Source organism: Allohahella sp. A8 (genome assembly GCF_047946665.1).
Taxonomy (GTDB): domain Bacteria; phylum Pseudomonadota; class Gammaproteobacteria; order Pseudomonadales; family Oleiphilaceae; genus Allohahella.
In genome coordinates, this window is sequence record NZ_CP172312.1 from 4,338,265 (window position 1) to 4,358,225 (window position 19,961).

19 protein-coding genes are annotated in these 19,961 nt (G+C 52.1%); 14 read left to right on the forward strand and 5 right to left on the reverse strand.

Features of this window, described 5'->3' with window-relative positions; all coding sequences use genetic code 11:
* Genes ACH3PB_RS19430 through ACH3PB_RS19440 form a run of 3 tightly spaced genes read right to left on the reverse strand, consistent with a single transcriptional unit; the run spans window position 1 to window position 3,411 of the window.
* Complete coding sequence (locus ACH3PB_RS19430) at window positions 1-633, reverse strand: class I SAM-dependent methyltransferase (RefSeq protein WP_416397142.1); 633 nt, start codon at window positions 631-633, stop codon at window positions 1-3.
* 43 nt (window positions 634-676) lie between these two features.
* Window positions 677-3,049, reverse strand: a complete 2,373-nt coding sequence (locus tag ACH3PB_RS19435) for a DNA/RNA helicase domain-containing protein (RefSeq protein ID WP_416397143.1) — start codon at window positions 3,047-3,049, stop codon at window positions 677-679.
* A gap of 11 nt (window positions 3,050-3,060) precedes the next feature.
* Window positions 3,061-3,411 (reverse strand): nucleotide pyrophosphohydrolase, encoded by a 351-nt coding sequence (locus ACH3PB_RS19440; protein WP_416397144.1) that lies wholly within the window; start codon window positions 3,409-3,411, stop codon window positions 3,061-3,063.
* 654 nt (window positions 3,412-4,065) lie between these two features.
* Here ACH3PB_RS19440 and ACH3PB_RS19445 point away from each other — a divergent pair.
* The 14 genes from ACH3PB_RS19445 (at window position 4,066) to ACH3PB_RS19510 (ending at window position 17,948) form a co-directional block, all read left to right on the forward strand.
* Window positions 4,066-4,872 carry a hypothetical protein gene (locus ACH3PB_RS19445; RefSeq protein WP_416397145.1) on the forward strand — a complete coding sequence of 269 codons (807 nt, stop codon included), beginning with the start codon at window positions 4,066-4,068 and terminating at the stop codon, window positions 4,870-4,872.
* Between the two features lie 172 nt (window positions 4,873-5,044).
* Window positions 5,045-8,212 (forward strand): DUF3427 domain-containing protein, encoded by a 3,168-nt coding sequence (locus ACH3PB_RS19450; protein WP_416397146.1) that lies wholly within the window; start codon window positions 5,045-5,047, stop codon window positions 8,210-8,212.
* A 151-nt stretch (window positions 8,213-8,363) separates the two neighbouring features.
* Complete coding sequence (locus tag ACH3PB_RS19455) at window positions 8,364-9,053, forward strand: DUF1643 domain-containing protein (protein ID WP_416397147.1); 690 nt, start codon at window positions 8,364-8,366, stop codon at window positions 9,051-9,053.
* Between the two features lie 305 nt (window positions 9,054-9,358).
* A complete protein-coding gene (locus ACH3PB_RS19460) occupies window positions 9,359-10,105 on the forward strand; it encodes a hypothetical protein (RefSeq protein WP_416397148.1) in 747 nt (248 codons plus the stop codon).
* A gap of 552 nt (window positions 10,106-10,657) precedes the next feature.
* Window positions 10,658-11,368: a hypothetical protein gene (locus ACH3PB_RS19465; protein WP_416397149.1), complete on the forward strand. Its 711-nt coding sequence runs from the start codon at window positions 10,658-10,660 to the stop codon at window positions 11,366-11,368.
* Entirely contained in the window at window positions 11,328-11,993 is a 666-nt protein-coding gene (locus tag ACH3PB_RS19470) for a DUF6998 domain-containing protein (protein ID WP_416397150.1), read from the forward strand. The genes ACH3PB_RS19465 and ACH3PB_RS19470 overlap by 41 nt, the downstream gene beginning before the upstream one ends.
* 493 nt (window positions 11,994-12,486) lie before the next feature.
* Window positions 12,487-13,353 carry a hypothetical protein gene (locus ACH3PB_RS19475; protein WP_416397151.1) on the forward strand — a complete coding sequence of 289 codons (867 nt, stop codon included), beginning with the start codon at window positions 12,487-12,489 and terminating at the stop codon, window positions 13,351-13,353.
* A 511-nt stretch (window positions 13,354-13,864) separates the two neighbouring features.
* Window positions 13,865-14,086 carry a hypothetical protein gene (locus ACH3PB_RS19480; RefSeq protein ID WP_416397152.1) on the forward strand — a complete coding sequence of 74 codons (222 nt, stop codon included), beginning with the start codon at window positions 13,865-13,867 and terminating at the stop codon, window positions 14,084-14,086.
* 49 nt (window positions 14,087-14,135) lie between these two features.
* Window positions 14,136-14,759: a hypothetical protein gene (locus ACH3PB_RS19485; protein WP_416397153.1), complete on the forward strand. Its 624-nt coding sequence runs from the start codon at window positions 14,136-14,138 to the stop codon at window positions 14,757-14,759.
* A 26-nt stretch (window positions 14,760-14,785) separates the two neighbouring features.
* Window positions 14,786-15,274 carry a hypothetical protein gene (locus ACH3PB_RS19490; RefSeq protein WP_416397154.1) on the forward strand — a complete coding sequence of 163 codons (489 nt, stop codon included), beginning with the start codon at window positions 14,786-14,788 and terminating at the stop codon, window positions 15,272-15,274.
* Between the two features lie 235 nt (window positions 15,275-15,509).
* Window positions 15,510-17,120, forward strand: coding sequence for a putative bifunctional diguanylate cyclase/phosphodiesterase (locus tag ACH3PB_RS19495; RefSeq protein ID WP_416397155.1), 1,611 nt, complete (start codon window positions 15,510-15,512; stop codon window positions 17,118-17,120).
* Entirely contained in the window at window positions 17,110-17,436 is a 327-nt protein-coding gene (locus tag ACH3PB_RS19500; protein WP_416397156.1) for an EAL domain-containing protein, read from the forward strand. Before ACH3PB_RS19495 ends, ACH3PB_RS19500 begins: the two co-directional genes overlap by 11 nt.
* Window positions 17,437-17,544: 108 nt before the next feature.
* Complete coding sequence (vapB, locus tag ACH3PB_RS19505; protein ID WP_416397157.1) at window positions 17,545-17,784, forward strand: type II toxin-antitoxin system VapB family antitoxin; 240 nt, start codon at window positions 17,545-17,547, stop codon at window positions 17,782-17,784.
* On the forward strand, window positions 17,781-17,948 hold the full coding sequence (locus ACH3PB_RS19510; protein ID WP_416397158.1) for a DUF1778 domain-containing protein: 168 nt from the start codon (window positions 17,781-17,783) through the stop codon (window positions 17,946-17,948). The genes vapB and ACH3PB_RS19510 overlap by 4 nt, the downstream gene beginning before the upstream one ends.
* A gap of 47 nt (window positions 17,949-17,995) precedes the next feature.
* Here the strand turns inward: ACH3PB_RS19510 and ACH3PB_RS19515 are convergent, their stop codons facing one another.
* A complete protein-coding gene (locus ACH3PB_RS19515) occupies window positions 17,996-19,060 on the reverse strand; it encodes a macro domain-containing protein (RefSeq protein ID WP_416397159.1) in 1,065 nt (354 codons plus the stop codon).
* On the reverse strand, window positions 19,057-19,707 hold the full coding sequence (locus tag ACH3PB_RS19520; protein WP_416397160.1) for a DUF4433 domain-containing protein: 651 nt from the start codon (window positions 19,705-19,707) through the stop codon (window positions 19,057-19,059). The genes ACH3PB_RS19515 and ACH3PB_RS19520 overlap by 4 nt, the downstream gene beginning before the upstream one ends.
* Between the last annotated feature and the right edge of the window lie 254 nt (window positions 19,708-19,961).

The window sequence follows — 19,961 nt, forward strand, 5'->3', positions numbered from 1 at the left end:
TTAAGCAATGTTGGACAATTTTTTACGCAGGACAAGGGTCTCCCACCCTACGGCTGCACGAAGCAATTTATCGCTTTCTGTGATATGACAAATTGTTTCAAGCCCTTCACTCTCGGCCATTGCTTTGAGAGAGATGCTATCGGTTTCATAGAAAATGCGCTCATCGTGACTTGGCCCATGACGGAGGGTAATAACGATAAGTCCCCCCGAAGTAAGCAGGCGAGAAAGCCGTGTGAGTGCTTTCCGCTGAGATAAGTGATCCAAGTGCATCCAAACTGCAGAAGCTAGGATGAGTTGAATCGGGTGGCCTATAGCTTTCAAAAAATCGGTGGTAACCGGTAAAAGGGGAAGTTCATCATCCAGCCATGCGATATCTTGCTGGGCGGTAGCAGACTTGCCGAGGTCACGAAGACCGACTGCTGGCTCAATGGCGATCACTTTCCAACCAAGTTGGGCCAGCGCTGAGGCGTCACGACCACTTCCTGCGCCAACATCGAGCGCGTATTTTGCCTGTCCTTCTGGATTGTCCTCAATCAGATGAAGCCAGCTACCATGGACATCCGCAAATTCCAGCTGTCGATATTGTTTGAAGAAGTGTTCAGCTTTTTCACTGTAGATACTTGGGCGGTCCATGGAGCTCCTGCTGGGTCGAGACCCGGTCGAAAGAATTGTGCCGCTACAGAACCATGAGGAATTCACCGATAACAATTAGATCGTCATCAATATCTTCCAGGATGATTGGCGGGTAGCCAAACGCATTGGTCTCCGGCTTTAAGATTATCCTGCTGTTACCCAGGTCACCTTCTCCAGTTTTTTCACGGTGGTATCTCTTCACAGTGTAGCGGCCCCCATGGTCGGGGTCGGCTATCGAGCGGTGCTGAACCATCACGATTTTGTTGTTGCGGGTACCGCCTGGATTAGCTTTAAACAAACACCACGACCCGTTCGGAATCCGCCGATTCATGGATTCGCCCACCACTTGAGCAATGAACATGCCTTCGCTCGCGGTCACAAATTCTGGGAGTTCAGCCCATTCACATTCGGCGACATCTTGAGGCGCACTGAAGTCGCCGGCTGCTGCTGCAACATCAAAGATGGGGACATGTTCTTTATAGGGCTTAGCTTGTTCGAAAGGTACTACGGTCAATGGGAGACCGATAGATGGTCCTGCTTCGACTGTATCTGTCTGCGCGTTCTCTCGGCTGGCGGCACTCTTCAAATACGCGTTGGTTTCCTCATCGACAGAGTAAAGGAAGCAACCCTTTTGTCCGCGAGTCATCAGTGTGCGGTAGGTGTTCTTTATGATCTCATCCGTGATTTTTCGCGTCTGCTCGGGACTCTCCTTGAGCAGTTTCTTGAAACCTCGTATCGAGCGGTCCATTGAAGAGCGCTTACCTGCGTCAGTGACAATACGGCCATCACGCACCACAAAGTCGTCCCCGAAAATCACGCCGATGTAGTCTAGCTCCAGACCTTGGCAGGTATGGATGCAACCAACCTGTTCGACGGAGTTTTCGGCCACGAGCCAAAGCCCTCCGTCCTCTCTCAGGTTCCACTGCGCACGGAAGTCGCCTATCACGATGTCATAAGCAGCTGGATCTGTCTTGCTGGCCCAGTCCCAGCAGTAACCTGCCACCATCCGCGATTTATTGTTGAGGCGATTTTTTTCAGTTACTGCAGCTTTCAAGGTGCTGGGGTCATCGAATACCTTCACCTCATAGTCGATATCATCCATAGAGGTGTGGGCGGTATCTCGAACGCCCAAGGTATGGTCTACCCATGCCACGTAGCCATCGGAACCGTTACAGCGAAACTGGGAAACCAGATCGAGTTCAGTAACGCCTGACCCGAGTTCGGCGGCCCAGCGACGAATCTCAGCCACGCGGCCGATATCCTGCAAAGTAACTCGCTGAGCTTCGTCGATGAAGAACACGCTGAGCTTGGAGCAGATGATAAGCTCCATGATCTGATTCTTGCCGAGGTTGCCGTAAAGTCCAGACTTCTCGTTCAGCCGGTGAGCTTCATCTACCAGTAGCACATCGAAGAAGTCCGGTTCGGTTTCAAAATATCCACCAGAGCCTTTGAACATGTTGTCGATATGGGTTTTCTTTCGACTCCCCGTTAGCAGCTTCTTGTAGACCTCTCTCGGTGCGGCGTTCTTCGACACGTACTGGACGAGCAGCTCTCGCTTCGTGAGTTCTGCGAGTAGGTTGATGGCCACAACCGATTTGCCTGTGCCAGGGCCGCCTCTGATGACAAGCGTGTTTTTGCGGCCATTCTTGGCTTTGTGGGCCAGATCAATAGCCGTTTCATACACCAGCTTCTGCTCATCTATCATGAGGAACTCGACATTCCCGTCGAGCATCGAAGCTAACGCATCCGCCAGATTTTTGGACGGCTTGATAACACCATGTTCAATGCGATACATGATGTTATCGCTATCGCCGTACCGCACATGTTGCTTGAAGAACTCAGCAAGCATGAGAGCGTCCTGCGAAATGAAAACAGGCGCCTTCGCGGTGTGCTCGTGATAGAAGGGATCGTTGATTGGTTGTCGAGACCGCATGTTGTGCAAATAGGCACAGGGTCTCAAGGTGATGCTCTCGTTCCGCACGGTCTCGTTATAGTCGTGAATCAGCGCGGCGTATGACCAAGCTTGGTAGGAGGGATGAGGGGTTTCGCGGTCAGTTTTGTTCAGCCATGTTCGGACAATTGCATCCTTCGTCGTAATTTCCGCTTCCTGCCATTGCTTGAGTTCAACGATAATCGCAGTGTCTCGCCGCTCGCTGTCCTTGCCGGTGAGAATGAAGTCGACTCTGCGATTGGTCAGCGGAATGTTGTACTCGATGGCGACGCCTGCAGAATCGGGGATCGCCTCGTCCCAGAGCACCTGTGAAATGTACTGCAGTGAATTTTCCCAGGACAGTGTTTCTGATCGCGGGGAGTTACGATTAAGCGCTCTTCTGACCTCCGCCTCGATCATCTGAGAGATCTTGTTGGATCTCACGTCAGTGATACAACGCTTTTTGTCGGCGCTATATACCAGCATCTCAGGTGCGCCTATAAATCAGTGTATTTGGTGGCGTTACCCCTTGCTTTCGCTACAGGATATTTGCGCTCGTTCTTTTCAAGCTTGCGTTTCGAGGCTTCGAGAATATCTATACCCAATTTGTCAGCAAGACGGACTAGGTAAAGTTGAATGTCGGCGATCTCGTCAGCAACTGCTGTACGCTTTTTGTCATCTAGAGAGGCTGACTCTGCTTCGCTGAGCCACTGAAAACATTCAGCCAACTCCCCCACCTCACCTGCAAGTGCCATGGTAATGTTTTTAGGAGAGTGGTACTGGTCCCAATCTCTTTCCTGGGCGAACTGGGCCATTGCTTTGGTGAGGTATTCCAGGGAGTCAGTCATGGTGCGGTGGCTCTGCAAAAGGCTAAGTGTCCCACGGTAACTGAGCCGAACAAAGCGCTCTTTGCAGAAAGCAGCCCATCGGGGCGTGGAGTCAGGCGTGATAGCCGTTCATGTATGAACAGGTGCAACTTCATGTCGGGCAGCCTTTTTGACCGGCATGCGCAACGCCTGAGTATTGATGCTGGCCTAGTGCAAGGCCGACCGGGTGTCGCTGCGCTGCCATAGTCTTTCATCACCTCGTTCATCGGACGAAGCCAGAGGAATGTCTTGCCGTAGATCGAGCCCGCGCCTCTATTGCTATCGTAGTGTTCAGAACCGATGGGCGATGCATGAATAGGAATAAGAGCGATCGAACGCTAGAGCTGAGATCTAGTTAATGAAAGAAGGCACCAATTTCTGCTGGTGACTCCCGCAACAGGTAATTTTCAATCCTATCCTGTCAGGGAGTATTCGACTTTCCCAGCTGTGACAAGCTTAAATTCCGCGCTTGATCGCTCTGACTCACTGATCAGCAAACCGAGTGATAGGGGTACGGGACGTGCTTCCCCTATGTTGTTGATCTTCCTGAAATTCCTGCGATACTCGAAGCAAAGTGCAAGCTTGGTTATCCAGGCTTTTGAAGCGCACAATTCAATTGGCTGTCGGGCTACAATTATGATGAGCATACTATCAATATTACTTGCATTAACTATATTTTTTCTGGGAATACTAAAGCCGACTAGAAGCTCTTGGAAGTACGCCTCAATATTAGCGGTTCTATTGTGCGGTGTTAATATATATAACTACTATGAGCAAGAAAATCTAAAAACGTTTTTCCTTAACGGCCTAGCAGATATAGCAACGAGAATTCACTGGGACGAGAGTTCGCTCACACTGAAGGTTTTCAACAGTATTGATAGGATAGAAGCAAGCGACGTCCAGGTCCAATTTAAGATATTTCCTAAGAACTCAATTATACTAACGGAGCTAGATATAGAAAAAACGGAATGCAAGTTGGATAATAAATTTGGATATGGCTACTTGTCGGAGAGAAAAGCGGTCGAAATTTATAAAAAATATGCAGAAACGGATGGTTCAATATACTTAGATAACGAGCGGAAAGAAGGAGTGGACCATTTATTTTTTAACGGGATAGAGAAAACGGAATTTGAATTCGGTGAAGGAGAAGTTTCGTTCCAGTTGGAACTAGGGCCCAACACGAATTCGAATTTTAGCTCTTTAGCGAAGCTGAACGGTGCTTACATAATCGCTTATATAAAAACTAACTATTCAGAAGGTGCAATGGCTCCCTGGGCTCAATTCAACCTAAAAACGAACGCAGGGACCCATGCTATACATTTTACAACGAGTATATTCAGATTCCTTGAAGATGGAACTAAACAGCTCGAAACATCAAATGTCCGGTTGGCTGGCGTGTGCATACCGGATGATTTTTTCTTTAGCCCAAGCGAGGTAACATAAAAGTGGCTAACAAGACGTGGCATCGCATGGGCTGTCGATGATAGGCAAATATATAGCGCCTATGTGTTAGACAAAAACGGCGTTTCCTGCTGGGGAATGTTGATCTGGAGACGCCGGGCGCCTGAGCCATGTGGTTTCCAGATCGCTACTTTCAAGACATAAGGAAGATGCTATGCCTTCGACTCGCCCTCCTCTTTTTTCCGGGGTTTACGAACGACTGCTTGATGAGGAATTGAACGAGGCGATTCAGTTCCACCCTGACCTGCAGGCGACCTTGCGTAAAATCGACGATGAGTCCAGTCCGCACGCCTACGCTCAGTTTGTTGGTCAAATATTGCAGCGGGCGCTGCGCTCGTGTGCTGTGGAAGAAAGACGTCCCTTGATCAACCGACTGCTCGAACTTTTAGCGGCGCGAGACGGGCTAGACTATCTACTGCGGCGACGATTGCTAGAACAAGAGCCGTGCCTCCTCACCGAGGTGCATCCCGCCCGCGAGGCAGGACAAGGCCGTAAGAGCTTGCCCCGTCCGGAGACTCCGTTAAGTTGTAGCGCCCTGTTGACCGGCCAGCGGGGAGATCCGCCGTTGGAGCATGAGCTGCGTGCTGAAATGGCGAGCGCAGACCGTGTCGACATCCTTGTATCGTTCATCAAATATTCCGGTCTCAGGCTGCTCATGCCAGCGATAGAAGCGCTGCAAGAGCGCGATGTTTTGATACGTATCATTTCTACCAGCTACATGGGGGCCAGCGATCCAGCAGCGCTGGAATATTTAGCACAGCAACCGCATTGTCAGGTCAGAATCGCTTATAACACCGACCATACCCGCCTTCACGCCAAGGCCTTCCATTTTGCACGAAATAGCGGCTACTCCACCGCTTACATCGGCTCTGCTAACATCTCTCATCCGGCTCTGACACAGGGTCTGGAGTGGACGCTCAAGGTGACTGCCCAGGATTCGCCGCATATCATCGAGCGCTTTAAAGCTGAGTTCGATGCCTATTGGCATCACGCCGAATTCGAGACGTTTACCGAAGTCAATTTTCCTCGTTTCCGTTCGATCATTGCTGGTTACAGAAAGGGAGACCACGAGAGCTATTCGTCCGGCCTCACACGCTTTTTCGCAGACATTACGCCGCGGCCTTTTCAGCAGCGGATACTGGGGGCGATTGCCGCCAGTCGTCAGGGCGGCTTCCATCGCAATCTGGTTGTGGCGGCTACCGGAACAGGGAAGACTGTTATCGCCGCGCTAGACTACCGACAAGCCTTCATATCGCAAGACACGAAGACGAAGCCGCGACTCTTGTTTGTCGTCCATCGAAAAGAGATTCTGCATGCGGCATTGGACTGCTTTCGCGCCGTGCTTCGCGACGCGAATTTTGGCGAGCTGCTGGTGGATGGTCAGCAACCAAAAGACTGGCAGCATGTCTTTGCTTCTGTGCAGAGCCTTGGCCGGCAGCTTCGCTTGGGAACGTTTGCGCCAGACCACTTTGAGCATCTCATAGTGGATGAAGCCCATCATGGAGCGGCGAGTAGCTACCGTCCCTTGTTCGATGAACTGAAGCCCAAGCAACTTGTCGGACTCACCGCCACGCCGGAGCGGATGGACGGCTCTTCAACATTACCGGACTTTGGCAATCGAATTACCGCCGAAATCCGTTTGCCAGAAGCGCTCAGGGAAAAACTGCTGTGTCCCTTCCACTACTTTGGCGTGACCGATAATGTAGATACTTCCGGTGAGGCTTTCTGGCGAAAGGGCCGCTATGCCATGGATGCATTGGAAAACGTCTATACAGGCGATGATCTGCGAGCCAAGCAGCGCGTCGATATCATCCTGCAGGCATTGGACCGCTACCAGCCGGACTTGACCACGACTCGGGGAGTGGGTTTTTGCGCCGGAGTTCGGCATGCGCATTTTATGGCCGATCATTTCCGAAAGGCCGGGTTGTCCGCCGAAACGTTGTTGGGAGAAACCGCAGGAGACGCACGCGACGAGCGTCTACGCCGGTTCAAAGAAGGCTCACTCCAATTCCTGTTTACAGTTGACCTGCTGAGTGAGGGGGTAGACATTCCAGAAATAAATCTGGTGCTGTTCCTAAGACCGACGGAAAGTCTGACAGTGTTTCTGCAACAACTCGGACGAGGATTGCGTCATGCCCCCGGCAAAGACTGTCTGACAGTGCTTGATATGGTCGGGCAAACCCATCATAGCTACCGTATTGACACGCGCTACGCTGCCTTGGTTGGCCGGCAGCGTGGGCGGATCGATGATGAAATTCGCGACGACTTTCCCAGCCTACCACCTGGCTGCAGCATACAATTCGAGCGTGTCGCTCGGGAGCGAGTATTAGAGAAAGTCGACGCCGCTCTTAAAAATCTCAAAGTACTGGTTGGCGAAACGATCAGGACCTGGGGGCAGAGCAGCGACCAGCCCCTTACGTTTGGACACTTCATCGATATGACCGATCTATCACCTATTCAGTTGTTGTCTAAACAAACCTGGTCCGCTTGGAAAGCCGAAGCACTGGGGCAAAGGCCCCTTGATGATCCGGACCTGACACTGCTCAGCCCAGCCCTTTCTCGACTCGCATTGCGCGACGATCCGGAAATACTGGGCTCGTTCTTTGAAGCGGATCATCGCGCTGATTCAGGGAATGTGTTGGTTGGTGACTCAGAGGATGCTTCGAAAAGAGCCACCATTCTGCACTATTTGAGATGGGGTAAATCAGGGAAACATTTGGGTATCTCGGAGGTGGCCGAATCAAGCCGCCGCTGGGAGCGCAACCCGTCGATCGTGCAAGATGCCGCCGAAATCGCGGCTTGGCGTCTTGCTCATCCTCAGCGGCCAGTAATCAATATTGATCTGCCTTTCGCGTGCGGTTTGAAGTTGCATGCTAGTTATAGTGCTTTGGAGATTAATGCAGCGTTGGGTTTGGCTAGTGTCGACTCCACCGGACCAATCGGAACCGGCGTGGTCCACGCCAAGGATCTGAAGTGCTACGCGCACCTCATAACCTTTCAGAAAGACGACCGTCATTTCTCACCAACGACTCGCTATAGAGACTACCCTATTAGTGGGACGGAGTTACATTGGGAAAGTAAGTCTACCATCACCCGCGCATCGCCGACTGGCCAGAACTATCTCAACTTCCATGACCGCGGGTACACCATCCTGTTTTTTGCTCGGGTGACACAACAAGTAGAGCAGCAGAGGGCACCGTTCCAATTTTTAGGTCCAGCCTCGCATTTGATCAGCGCGGAAGGGGATCGTCCAATTGCCATGGTATGGAAAATGAAATATCCAATGCCGGCGGGTTTGCTTGAGGAGACACTGCCGGTATAGATGGGCGGCTTGGAGCGTTTCCTTCTGAGTGTTCGGCTGATAAAAGCCGCCTCAACTTGCTGCCAGCAGCTCAACAGAGGGGTTGCTATGGCAGCGTAATTCAAGTCTAAGTGTGAACTCGGTACCGGGGCGGTTACATGGAGATCGAGCTATGCTTGAGGAGAGCCGTGACGTATTAGGCGGATGCAGTGGTGCTCAGGATGAAACTCTCGAAAACTTTCGCCACAGGATCTTCAGGAAAAATTCGATGTTCGATATCTACGCAAACGCGAGAGATGATGCGTGGCGCTTTACTCTAGGCCAATCAGGGACACGGAAACTGCTGACGATCGGTTTAAACCCAAGCACAGCTACCAAAGAAAAGTCCGACCCCACTGCTACTCGAGTTCGAAAGGTCGCTCAAGATAACGGGTTTGACGGATTTATCATGCTAAACCTTTATCCGATCCGCGCGACCGATTTCCGGACGCTACCTCGGGAAGTCGACGAGAAAGCATTAGCGCAGAACATTCGGACGATTGAAGCCCTCGTGGGCGCTGAAAAAGATCCAATAATCTGGGCTGCATGGGGTGAAAATATCGCATACCACAGTTTCTTTGAGCGGGCGCTCAGGGAACTCTATTCACGACTGCAGCCGCGCAATGTGAACTGGGTTCATTTCGGTACCATCACTGCCTCAGGCCATCCTAGGCATCCATCTCGCCTCGCGTACGCTTGGAGCTTCTCTCCACTGGATATCGAATCCTACGTCGCTTCGCTGAACTCATCAGCACAAGCTAGGCACGGCCGGCTCAATGTACCTTCGGCTTTGCTCAAGGAGCCGATACTTTCAGCTGACTGAAATTTTCGCTCGCTGTCCAGCACCTCGACAGATGACCTGCTTCCTCGACATCCTCCTGATTAGGTACGTCCAAGTTACACCAAGAGCGCGACCAAAATAACGCAAGTATTTGTGCAGAGTCCGACCTACAACTAAGGTTAAGTTGCAAATCCGTAATGATTTGCTCCTCTTGGGAGCTTCGCCTTAGGCGGACCGCCCTTTTACGCAGCTCCGATAGCCATTGAAATGACGAATTTGGGAACGGAGCGCGACCCTGGCTGTTGATATGAGGAAAGAGAGATGTTCAAGCTGTTAAAGAACACTACATGTCGAGTTTTACCAATTTGCGCGTCGTTTGTCTTGTCTGCATGCGGAGGAGGTGGGGGCTCGTCGGGCGGCGGGGCGAGACAGTAGCTGTTGCGACGACTGTGAAACCTGGCGCCTTCGTTACAGAGATACAGTACGAATCGGGGGAATTTGACGAAGCCCTCACCCTTCTGAGCCCTTCTGGAAAATTCGTATCGTTGGTGAGCGATACCGACGGGACCTTCGGAACCCTGACCTTTCGCAGCAATAACACCTTTTACGGCTCTGGCACCGACGTCTTCCTAGATGAGACTTGGCAGACCGTCGGGGGTTCCCTGGAAGGGAAGGTGATAAATGCAGAGACGCTTACAGCTACAGCTACCGGCCCGGGCTCTACCTCTTCGATCACGTTGGTTCGCGACAATGTATATAGCGATCTTGGTATATCTCTGCAGGCGATCTCAGGTACCTACCTGATGGTGGATACTGTCACGACGACTATCACTATAGACACAAACGGTGCAGTTACGGGCCAGGACGACAGCGGCTGTACTTTCAACGGCACTGTGAGTATTCCCGACCCCAGCTACAATATTTTCGAAGCGGTCTTTTCTGCTGCTAATTGTGGCGACATTGATGGTGGCGCGTCTGGCGCTTTGAAAGACGGAAGTTACGAGGTGTTAGGGGCTTACGATCCAGATTTGCTAGAGCTCGAGCTCGCTGGTACTGATGGTGATGTGGTGGCCTTGTTCATAGGCGCCAAATAACGTTTGAAAGGACTGCTTCCGCAGCCCCGAAACCTGCTAATACGATCGAGGTTCAGATCGCAGCACAACGCTGGTCTGCCAGTGCACCTCTCGAGGTTCGTCCCATAAGATAAGGATTGCTTTAGTTGTCATGGGTTGTCCTTCATTGGTGTGATGAAAGGCTTGGCATGGATGACGTGCACTCTATGTTCAGACGCCAAGCGAGCCGAGACGCTGCAGGGCTTGGTGGGAAAGTGCTTACCATCTCTTTGCTTTAGCTTAGACGGCAATGCCAGTGTTTTGTTCGATATTCAGCTCCTCTTTTCTGAACAAATAATCTGCGCGGGCCAGCAGCGCCGAGCTACAGGTCGTTCAGGCTGATCTGACGATGTACAAGGCCAAAGGGAACCGCGCAATCTCTGTCACTTTCAAATGCGTCCCAGCCTGCCTTACTGCCTAGCGTCCGGATAACCCGGCGACCAAGGGGAGATAAGTCCAATTCCCGCGCCTAGCACTGAGATAGCCCTGACCTATACTTGGCAGACAATCCGTCTACCAAACGCGAGTCATTGAGTGCCTCAGCTAGAAACCACCCACCGCGAGCTCCTGGATCTGCAGAGAGCCATGCTTGACGATCAACACTTTAAAAGTCTCTGCCTCGCACACGGCTTACCTTGGAGCCCGGCGGAGGGCTATGAGCCCCGGTGGTATGGCGGCCCTGCGTCCAAAGATGTAGAGCTGCTTTTTCTCATGGCTGAACCTGGACCGATTACGCCTACCGAAGCGAAGAAACTGTTGCCGGCAATCAATCATGACTCCTGGCTGCGAGATCGTAATCTCATCCTGCAAGAGCATTATTGGCGGCTCAACCTCAAGACGTTATGTAGCTATGTGTGGCCTGAAAATACTGAGCAGATGATGGAGAAGCATCTTGCCGGCAGTTGCACCTTCTGGATGTCGCTTCCGCATGGCTCCACGACGAAAAGCGTCCCAAAGCCTTTGATCACGTATTTCTCGAACACCTATCTTCGGGAATTCCTTGGACTATTTCCCAACGCTTTATTCCTCGCCGCTGGACGCAAAGCGAGAGATCGACTTCGAGGTCTTGGTATCGACTATGAGCACTGCTGGGCCTTTACCCGGCCAGGTTGTAACCGGCACAAGGCGCGTGAGTCGTGGGCAGATGCGGGTAAGGCTCTGGCTTCCGCTATGACCCAACGGTCTATCGGTGAGAGGAGGGCGAATGGCGCTAACGCAGATGCAATTGATTCAGTCTCTCGGTGAGTCCATGGCCTGGTTCGAGCGAGAATTGAATTGGGGCGTTCCGCCAACGGAACTGAGACACCTGTGCGGACGCATTGGCGAACTGTATACAGCTTTAATTACCAACGGTCAGATGGCGACTCAGGTAAATCAGCACGGCTACGACGTGGTGAGTAGCGAAGGCGAGCGGATCTCAGTCAAGACGACAGCCATGATGGGTGCGAGCGGACACGTTTCTTTCAATGCCAACTCTTTGAGTCTGGTGGACCGAATCGTGGTGCTTCGTGTCAATACCGAAGAAATGCAGATCGAAACCCTATTGAACGCGCCTGTCGCTGAGGTCGCAGAACTGTTCTCTGAAGCAAATGGGAAATATATCCTGTCCTTCAGCAAACTCGTGAAGTTTCACCGGCCGAAAAGCGAGCTCAAATGTCTCCGGCAAGTGAACTTCGAAGACTACACTGTGCGAGAAATTGAAAATGGTTCGATCGAGGTAGAACGATCCGGTGAGCTCCTCAGTCCAACCGCACCGGCCCTTCGATCACTCGCGAAAAAGCTCGGCATTCAGATGCTGAACGGCAATGGTAATCCCTACAACACTCGGCAGCTTGGTGATCAGATTATCAGGTTTCTTGGCGCGATCTAACTGAATTATTAGTCGAGTCAGATTTCATGCTCATTCAAGTTTCGGAGCACTCACCTGTGCCCATCGGCACGCAGTCCCACCCGTCCTTGACTCGAAGATACAGTCTCCCCGTCAATTGACTCTGGACTCATGCCACGACTTAAAAGAAGCGTCAAGATTCGAAAGCGTTGTTTGCAGGTAAAGTCTCAAGGCCGCTGAATATCGACCGACACAGGCCTTTTCCGATTGCTCCATCATTGACGAATTTCTACTATCCCGTCGATCCAGTGACTCGGTGAATGGACGGTCCAGGCCATAGCGAGATCTGGTTGCATCAAAAAAAATCATAAAAAGCGCTCAAGGATTGAATGATATGGTCGGCAAAGTATTTGGAATATCGGCAGTGATAGCTCTACTCCTTTCAATCCTGGCGGGGTGTAGTGACAGTAAAGACGGACCTGGACTGGAACCGCCTCCTCCAGTTCCTTCAGGCGAGGAAGGCTTTACCATTCTGATGAAAGAATACCAGCCAGGCGACCTGACCGTAGAGAATGCGCCTGAGGTGGCTACGGAGGTTATGCGAACGATCAACTTTTTGCGTGGCCGTTCGAGCCAGGATCTTGAAGACTTCAAAATTGCAGATCCAGCCTTGCTCGGAGACGGCAGCGGACGGCCTTCGGTAAATGATTTTTCCAGCTTTGTCTGCACACGAGGCGGGCGCGCGACAAGCACTCATCTGGCGGGACCACGTAGTACCTATGAAGAGGGCGCTCTCTATAGTGGCGCCGGAGCGCGGTCGATCCTGGAGATGAATCGCTGTGATGGACCCCTTATCGCGCCGTTTGTACGGGTGGGTAGCTACACCACTGAGGTGGTTTCAGGTCTTTTTGACCAGTTTTTGACCTTCGGAAGTGAAAGCGGCGAGGTGCTCTTCACCTACGAACGATATGGCGGTGCAAGCGCAACGGAATCGGGAATCTATCAACATGGCGATATTCGTCACATTCTCAATGACCCTAAGTCTCTAACGCTGAAGGGTCAGTCCTATCGCGAAATACCTGATCACAATCGTTTCCTCGAATTCGGTCTTTTCGATTTTGCGCTTACCCTGGAGCGAGTACCTGGACAGTTCTCTCAGGAGAACGACCAGTTCAGTAGCGCCGGAGCCTTTCAGATTGGTCTGGGGCGTTTGAGCGAGCAATACAGCATAGAGTTCGCCGCCCCTCTGATTTATAGCCTCCTAGGGAATGACTACGACTCTGGAACAGTGCTCCTGAAGGATAGCAATTCGACGCTGAAGCTCGAGTTACACCGGGGCTACACGGAATATCACTTCGATGCCGACAACGATGGCACCTTTGAGACGGTGGAGGTCTTGTAGACGACAGATGTCTCGAAAGGAGCCGAGGACTCAGTGGGAGTCATCGGCTCGGTTTACAGCCAATTTTGTGACGGATTCTGCATTATTTGAGCGACATACCTCGCTCTTGTAGTCAAAAGGATTAATCCAATTGACCGAATGTTAACTTTTGTTTAATCTTTTTTATCAGGCGTCTGAAGTCTGCGAACAGCGAGTTTACTCGGTTAAGCAATGGACTATCCGGCTATCGCAAAGCCTATCCGTTGATTCAGGGAACGAATCGCATGACTTCAATTCTGCGCAAACAAGTGACGCTCGCCTTTGAACTGCCTCTGACTCTAGTCGGGTGGCGTTCGACATTTCTGATATATGCAAGAAAACCTCCGACGCTCATCGGACGCCTGCAATTTCTCAGCCGCTTAACATCCCGTGAAACCACATGGCACTGGTAGCGCCCGGTCTGTCTGCACGCTTCCAAAAAGCGCCTCATCCCGTAGTCAAACGACAATAACTAAAAAAGAGAAAAAAAAACATGAACGTGCGAAAGATTGTGTTGCTTGTACCGATCATATTCATAACTGGCTGCGCCAGCCGTTATACGTTGATGCAGCATCCGGAGACGGAACATCAAAGTTTTTGCAAGCATGATGGTATGGGAATGATTGGCTCCACCATCGCGCTCGTGCGACACAGTAACTGCGTCGATGGTCTGGCAGACCAGGGGTATGTCGTGGTGGCTGGCGAGCAGAACTGATGAATAACGACGCTTTACTCATTGACCAATTTCTTGAGGAAAAATTCACATGCCCCTGTTAAGACAATACCTCTCGCTATTACCAACAATTTTTTTCGTGACGGCTTGCGGAGGTGGAGGTGGTGATCCAACACCCGGGAAAGACCCTTCGCCTAAAACACCTACTGCAGGCGAGACTGGAGATAATGGCGTGACTCCCCTGCCATCGAACTATTTGCTCGATGCCAGCGAGCCTGTTCAATTTCTGTCTGCCGCAGTCCTGACTGGCTCCGCTTCAGGTGCGCTATCTAGTTCTACGCCCGACTCGCCAGTCGATGTTTTTCCGGGCGACGAAGGCTTCTCTGTACAGTGGCAAGTTAAGAGCCCTGTGGTGTTTCATTCGGAAAAGTTTCTTCATCTCAGCACTGGTAAAAAGAATGTTGCGATATTTGAAATGTTGGCCAACCCAGTGCAGGAATCCTTGAGTTCCAGTGCGGAATGTCAATACGACAACGACTCTGTTTTGACCTGTATCAAAGCAGCTACGCTCGTGACTTATCAGTTCAAGACCGTGACCGATCTCAAGCCGATTTTCCCTTCGCTGCCTGTTGTACTCGAGCTGAGAAGTGAAGTTTGTCCGCTCCTTTCCAGTGGCTGCGATCTAATACGAATCGGCTATATTCGGTTCAACTGATGCGATCTTCCAAACAGACAATAGGCATGACAGCGATGAAGAAAATTTATAAGGGACTCGCAATCATATCTGCACTTTCCGTGCTTCACGGCTGCGTCAACGTTCCGGTGATAAAGCCGGGGGATGCTGACTATGACCGCATCGTTCAGTTTCAGCCAAGCGACGATAAGGGTGTGCTTTACGTCTACAGGGACGTAGGGAGCCACTATGGCCTATTTCAGCTTGAACTTCAGATAGAGGGAAAGGAAGATATAGTTACAAGCCCCTCGAGTTTTGTGAGGATTGAACTTGAGCCTGGCAATTATCAGCTTGAGGCGGATCATCCTGATATTTTTGGTTTCGAGGATGAACTCGACCTGGTTTTTGCTGCTGGTGAAACGAGATATCTCGAATTCAAGCCAGTAGCTCGTTTCATCGTTCCTGGTTCAAGCTATCTTCTGGAGGTTGATGAAGCTGCAGCCCAGGATAAAATTCGAACGCAGAATTTGGTGCCGAGGACAACAGAGTACCGTTGATGCTGTAAAACCTGCCCCACTCGTCGGGTGGGGCAAAGCTCTGGGACGAAGTGCGGTCCAGTGTTTTTCACGCCTAAGAAAAACCACTCTAATCACCCCTCCACCTAAAAAAGTCCGGTAAATTCAAAGGTCTCGGTCCCGAAGCGAACACCAATCCAGGCGCATGTAGAGGTCTCTCATTTGTCGAGCTGAAATAACGGAATTTCAGCCGGCAGGACCAGGATGGGAGAGACGAATGGAAGCAGTACTCGAACTGTCGCAGGCCCTTGTGGAGCATTCCGCTTCGCATGTGGTCGTCATAGATGAAACTGGCTGTATTCGCTACGTCAATTCGGCGTGGATCCGGTTCTCACGGGAGAATAGGGGGCCGGTCGATGACTGGACCACCCAGAACTATTTCGACGTCTGCCAGCGATCGATAGACTCAGGCGACACCTCCGCCGCGCTGGCCTTGCATGGCATCAGGGAAGTCATCAACGGCAAGCGCAATGATTTCACCCTCGAGTATCCCTGCCACAGCCCTGACGAACGCCGCTGGTTCCTGCTGAGAGCACTGCCGCTGCGGGAGGTCCGACAGGGGCTGGTGGCCATCTATCACGACCGCTTCATGAGTGAGAGCGAACTGCGTCAAGCCAAGGAGCGCCTTGCCCTAGCGGCAGACGCGGGTCAGATCGGCGTCTGGGAGTATGATCTCGAAACCCACAAGCTCAACTGGGACCACTGGATGTACAGGATCTATGGCCTGTCTCTGGATGTGTTCTATGGCGAGAAAGCGGTCTGGCTGAGAAGCCTGCACGAGGATGACCGCAGCCGCCTGGAAACGGACCTGGCACGGACCCTGTCGACCCATCAGCCGCTGGACAGTGAGTTTCGTGGCGAGGTCCGTCACGTGCTTATAAAGGCCCAGGTGTCCTGGGATCGGGCGGGGTTCAAGAATCATCTGACCGGCATCTGCCTGGACATCACCGATCTCCGCCAGGCTGAAGAGCAGATGCTGGAGATGGCGTTCCAGGATCCGCTCACCGGCCTGCCGAACCGCGTGCTGTTCATGGATCGTCTGAGACAGGGCATCAAGATCAGTCAGCGCGTGCGCAGTTATGGCGCCTCGCCGGATCACGCCACTGCCGCCAAACAGGCCAGCCTGCTCGCTGGTAAGATCAATGCGGCGGTACAGCATCCAATCACGCTTGCCAGGTCCCGGGTCAAGATCTCGGGGAGTGTGGGGATCACCCTGATCGATGGCGGGATCAGCAGCGCCGAGATACTGCTCGTTCAGGCGGATCTGGCCATGTACAAAGCCAAAGGGAAGGGGCGCAATACCAGCCATTTCTATGATGCGCAGCTGCAGGCGGAGGCCAGGCGGCGGCACCTGCTGGAGAAGGGCTTGAGGGCTGCCATCGATTGCGGTGGTCAATTGCAGATCCTGAATCAGCCCCAGGTGTGTGAGACCATGACTTTTGTGGGTGCTGAAGCCCTGTTGCGATGGCAGCACCCCCGCCTGGGGCCAATACCGCCTGAAGAGTTCATCCCGATTGCCGAGGACTGCGGCATGATCGAAGAACTCGGCGACTGGGTGTTCAACCAGACCTGCGAGCAGCTGGCGAGATGGTCCAGTGAGCATCTGCCGATCCAGATCTCGGTCAACCTGAGTGCCCTGCAGTTCCACCAGAGCGGCTGCCTGGCGAAAATGCGCCAGAGTATGAACACCTGGCATGTGGACGCTTCCAGCCTGAAGCTCGAACTGACCGAGTCCATCCTGCTGGAAAACACCGAAGACACCCTCGAGAACATGAAGCAGCTGCCGCCTTTTTGCCAGTTCAGGCGGCCTGCAACTAGTGCTGGATGATTTCGGAACCGGCTACTCCTCATTGAGTTATCTGAAACGCCTCCCGCTATCGACCTTCAAGATCGACCGCTCATTCGTCCGCGACATCCTCACGAATGCCGATGACGCCGCCATCGCCCAGGCCATCATGACCCTGGCTGATGCCATGGGCCTGGATGTCATTGCAGAGGGGGTGGAGACGAAGGCCCAAATGGAGATGCTGAGGAAAATGGGGTGTCATTGTTTTCAGGGGTTTTTGTTTCGGCCTGCGTTGGCTGCGGAGGAATTTGAGCGGGTGTTGCGGGATCCTGGGGTGTTGTTGGGGGAGGGGGTTTGAGCGCCGTTATGTCAAGAAAGCCGGAGTTTCTGACATACTGAGTTTCTTATGTCAGAAAGTGCCATCCCAGCTTACTGGGACTATTAGTAGCGACTACAGGAGTCAGTGATGCGTACTGGAACAGTTTTTGAGGACCATCGCACGCAGGCTGTGCGCCTGCCTGCCGATACCCGATTTCCAGCTGACGTGAAGAAGGTCAGCGTCCGAGTTGTCGGTAAGGATAGAATCATTTCCCCGGTAGAAAACACCTGGGATAGCTTTTCACGAGCACACCGTCGGTCTCGGAGGATTTCATGGCGGAGCGTCCATAAACATTGTTATCAAAACCAACAGCAGGTATTCCCATGAGTGACGCCACAGACCCCAATCAGGAGCGCTTCGATGACGAAGTCATGAGCCTCGACCAGCGGGACTCCGAAGCCGTCTTCGATGCCCTGGACAAAGCAGTTCGCTTCAATCAGAAACTGATGGCCGCTTTCGAGGAGCATGATCAGCGCGTCGCCAGTAGATGAGCGACTAGATCACACTGATAGCGTTATAGGATCATGTACCGAGGGAGCTAGAAGCTTTCCAACCTTTCAATGGCAAGGCCAAGCATATTGTCGTCAAACAACTTCACCTTACGCTCGGCTGCAGCACTACCAGCAGGCCAATTTTGGAGTCCTTGTTTGATGCTCTCCACGTCAGGCTTACATTCTTCTCGCTCGATGAGCCAATCTACCGTAGCGAGTAGCTCCATGCCGAGCGGTGACTGAAAACCATCTATTAAATCAGAAACCTGTTCAAGAGCAGCCTGGTATGGCAGCGCCTCAGAAGACTTGAGATAGGCGTGGACCTTGTCCTTTCGTGACTGCTCAAACCAGATCACATCTTCTGGCCTGGCGTCCGCCAGACGCTTGTCACAGCGCAAGTAGCTACCATCCAGGCTATCCAGCAGATGTCGGAGACGATCTGCGTATGGTCCATAGCGGTTGGCTTCGAAGCGCAGGTCCATAGGGTCTTTCTGCCCCGACTTCAAAATCGCACGCTCCATGAACCAGGCCAGCTTCTGGATCTCGAGCAGCGAACAATCGATGCCTAGCATCCAATAACGGCGAACGAGCTCCGCGATTAGCGCGCGGGCAGGTGTGAGTTTTTCCACGCCGACCCGGCGTTCAACGTTCTGATACTCTGCCGTGGGCTCAAAAATAACGATTCGAACATCGGACAAGTCGCCTAATATCTTTTCGATTTTTGGTTTGACAGTCAGCCAGTCCAGACCACCATTGCCGCTGCCTAACGGAGGAATGGCAATAGACTTTATATTATTGTTGGCGATGACCTTACGCAGATCGAGGAGACCTTCATCGATCCATTGAGGATTCGATTTGGCCCGCCAATGCTGCTTTGTCGGAAAGTTGATGATCCAGTTTGGTCCCACCAGCGCACTACGTTCAGTAATGAACATCTTGCCGGTCTGCACATCTTTCGACCTGCACGCGTCAGCATATGCGCGGAAATTTTCAGGGAAGGCTTCTTTGAACATGAGCGCTATGCCTTTACCCATTACACCGACCGTATTCACGGTGTTCACGAGCGCGTCGACATCTGCTTCGAGCAAGTTGCCCTTTGTGTATTCAATCATCGGAAGAACCAACTCGGTTTACTGTAAATGCCCATCTTCAGCTGACGTTCGTCTGCCAGTGCCTGAACTTCAACCTTGATGTCGTCATTGTAGGTCACTACGCCCAGAAGAGCATCCACTGGCAGATGGCGGTGAATCAATGCTTCGGCTTGATAGCGATCAGACTTAGCCGGGTCTTCCGGGTTCTTGCTAAAGTCGCGCGCTTGTAATAGCGCCCACGGAACCATATCGCCAAGTTGGGCGAGGTCATCACTGAAGACGGCATTGAAAAGGTACGCGTGTCTATCTGTAAAAAGAAACTTGATCCCGGCGTCTTTAGCTTTGTGTAGTGAACTCACCAGGATAACAATGTCCATCTTTGGGCGCTGTGGAACATTGCGGCCTGTCACGATATTGAGAAGCATCGGAGAGTAGGGCGTAAAATAAAACGGGATATAATCCGACAGAACGCCTCCCGGATGCGATGGCACTGCACGCTCCTTCCTCTTTTCTATCAGATCCAGGTTGCCAATACTGAGGAACTTCTCGTCTTGCTGCCTACTTGAGCGACAATGGATACCGTTCTCGAGCAACCAGGGGAGGTTCTTTCGATGAGTGATCCGGAAGATTAGTGCCTTTTCTGGCACCAGCTGTATTTCGAAACCCATTCGTCGCGTTCCTGATTGCCATGGTTCAATTGAGGCGTAGGTGTTTCGAAGTAGCGAGTGCTTCGAATCCTGATGGCGTGACTAGTCTGCTATTTTTTGCTGGGCCATGCACGACTCTTTCCGGAGTCAAAGAGCTGAAAACCAGCGCGGCACCCAGGCCACTCTTTGCTGGCATCGGGCAGTTATCTCTGCGAAAGTGGCGATATCCAATGTTCAAGGGGCCCAGCGAGCGCTGTAAGTGCATGGCAACCATC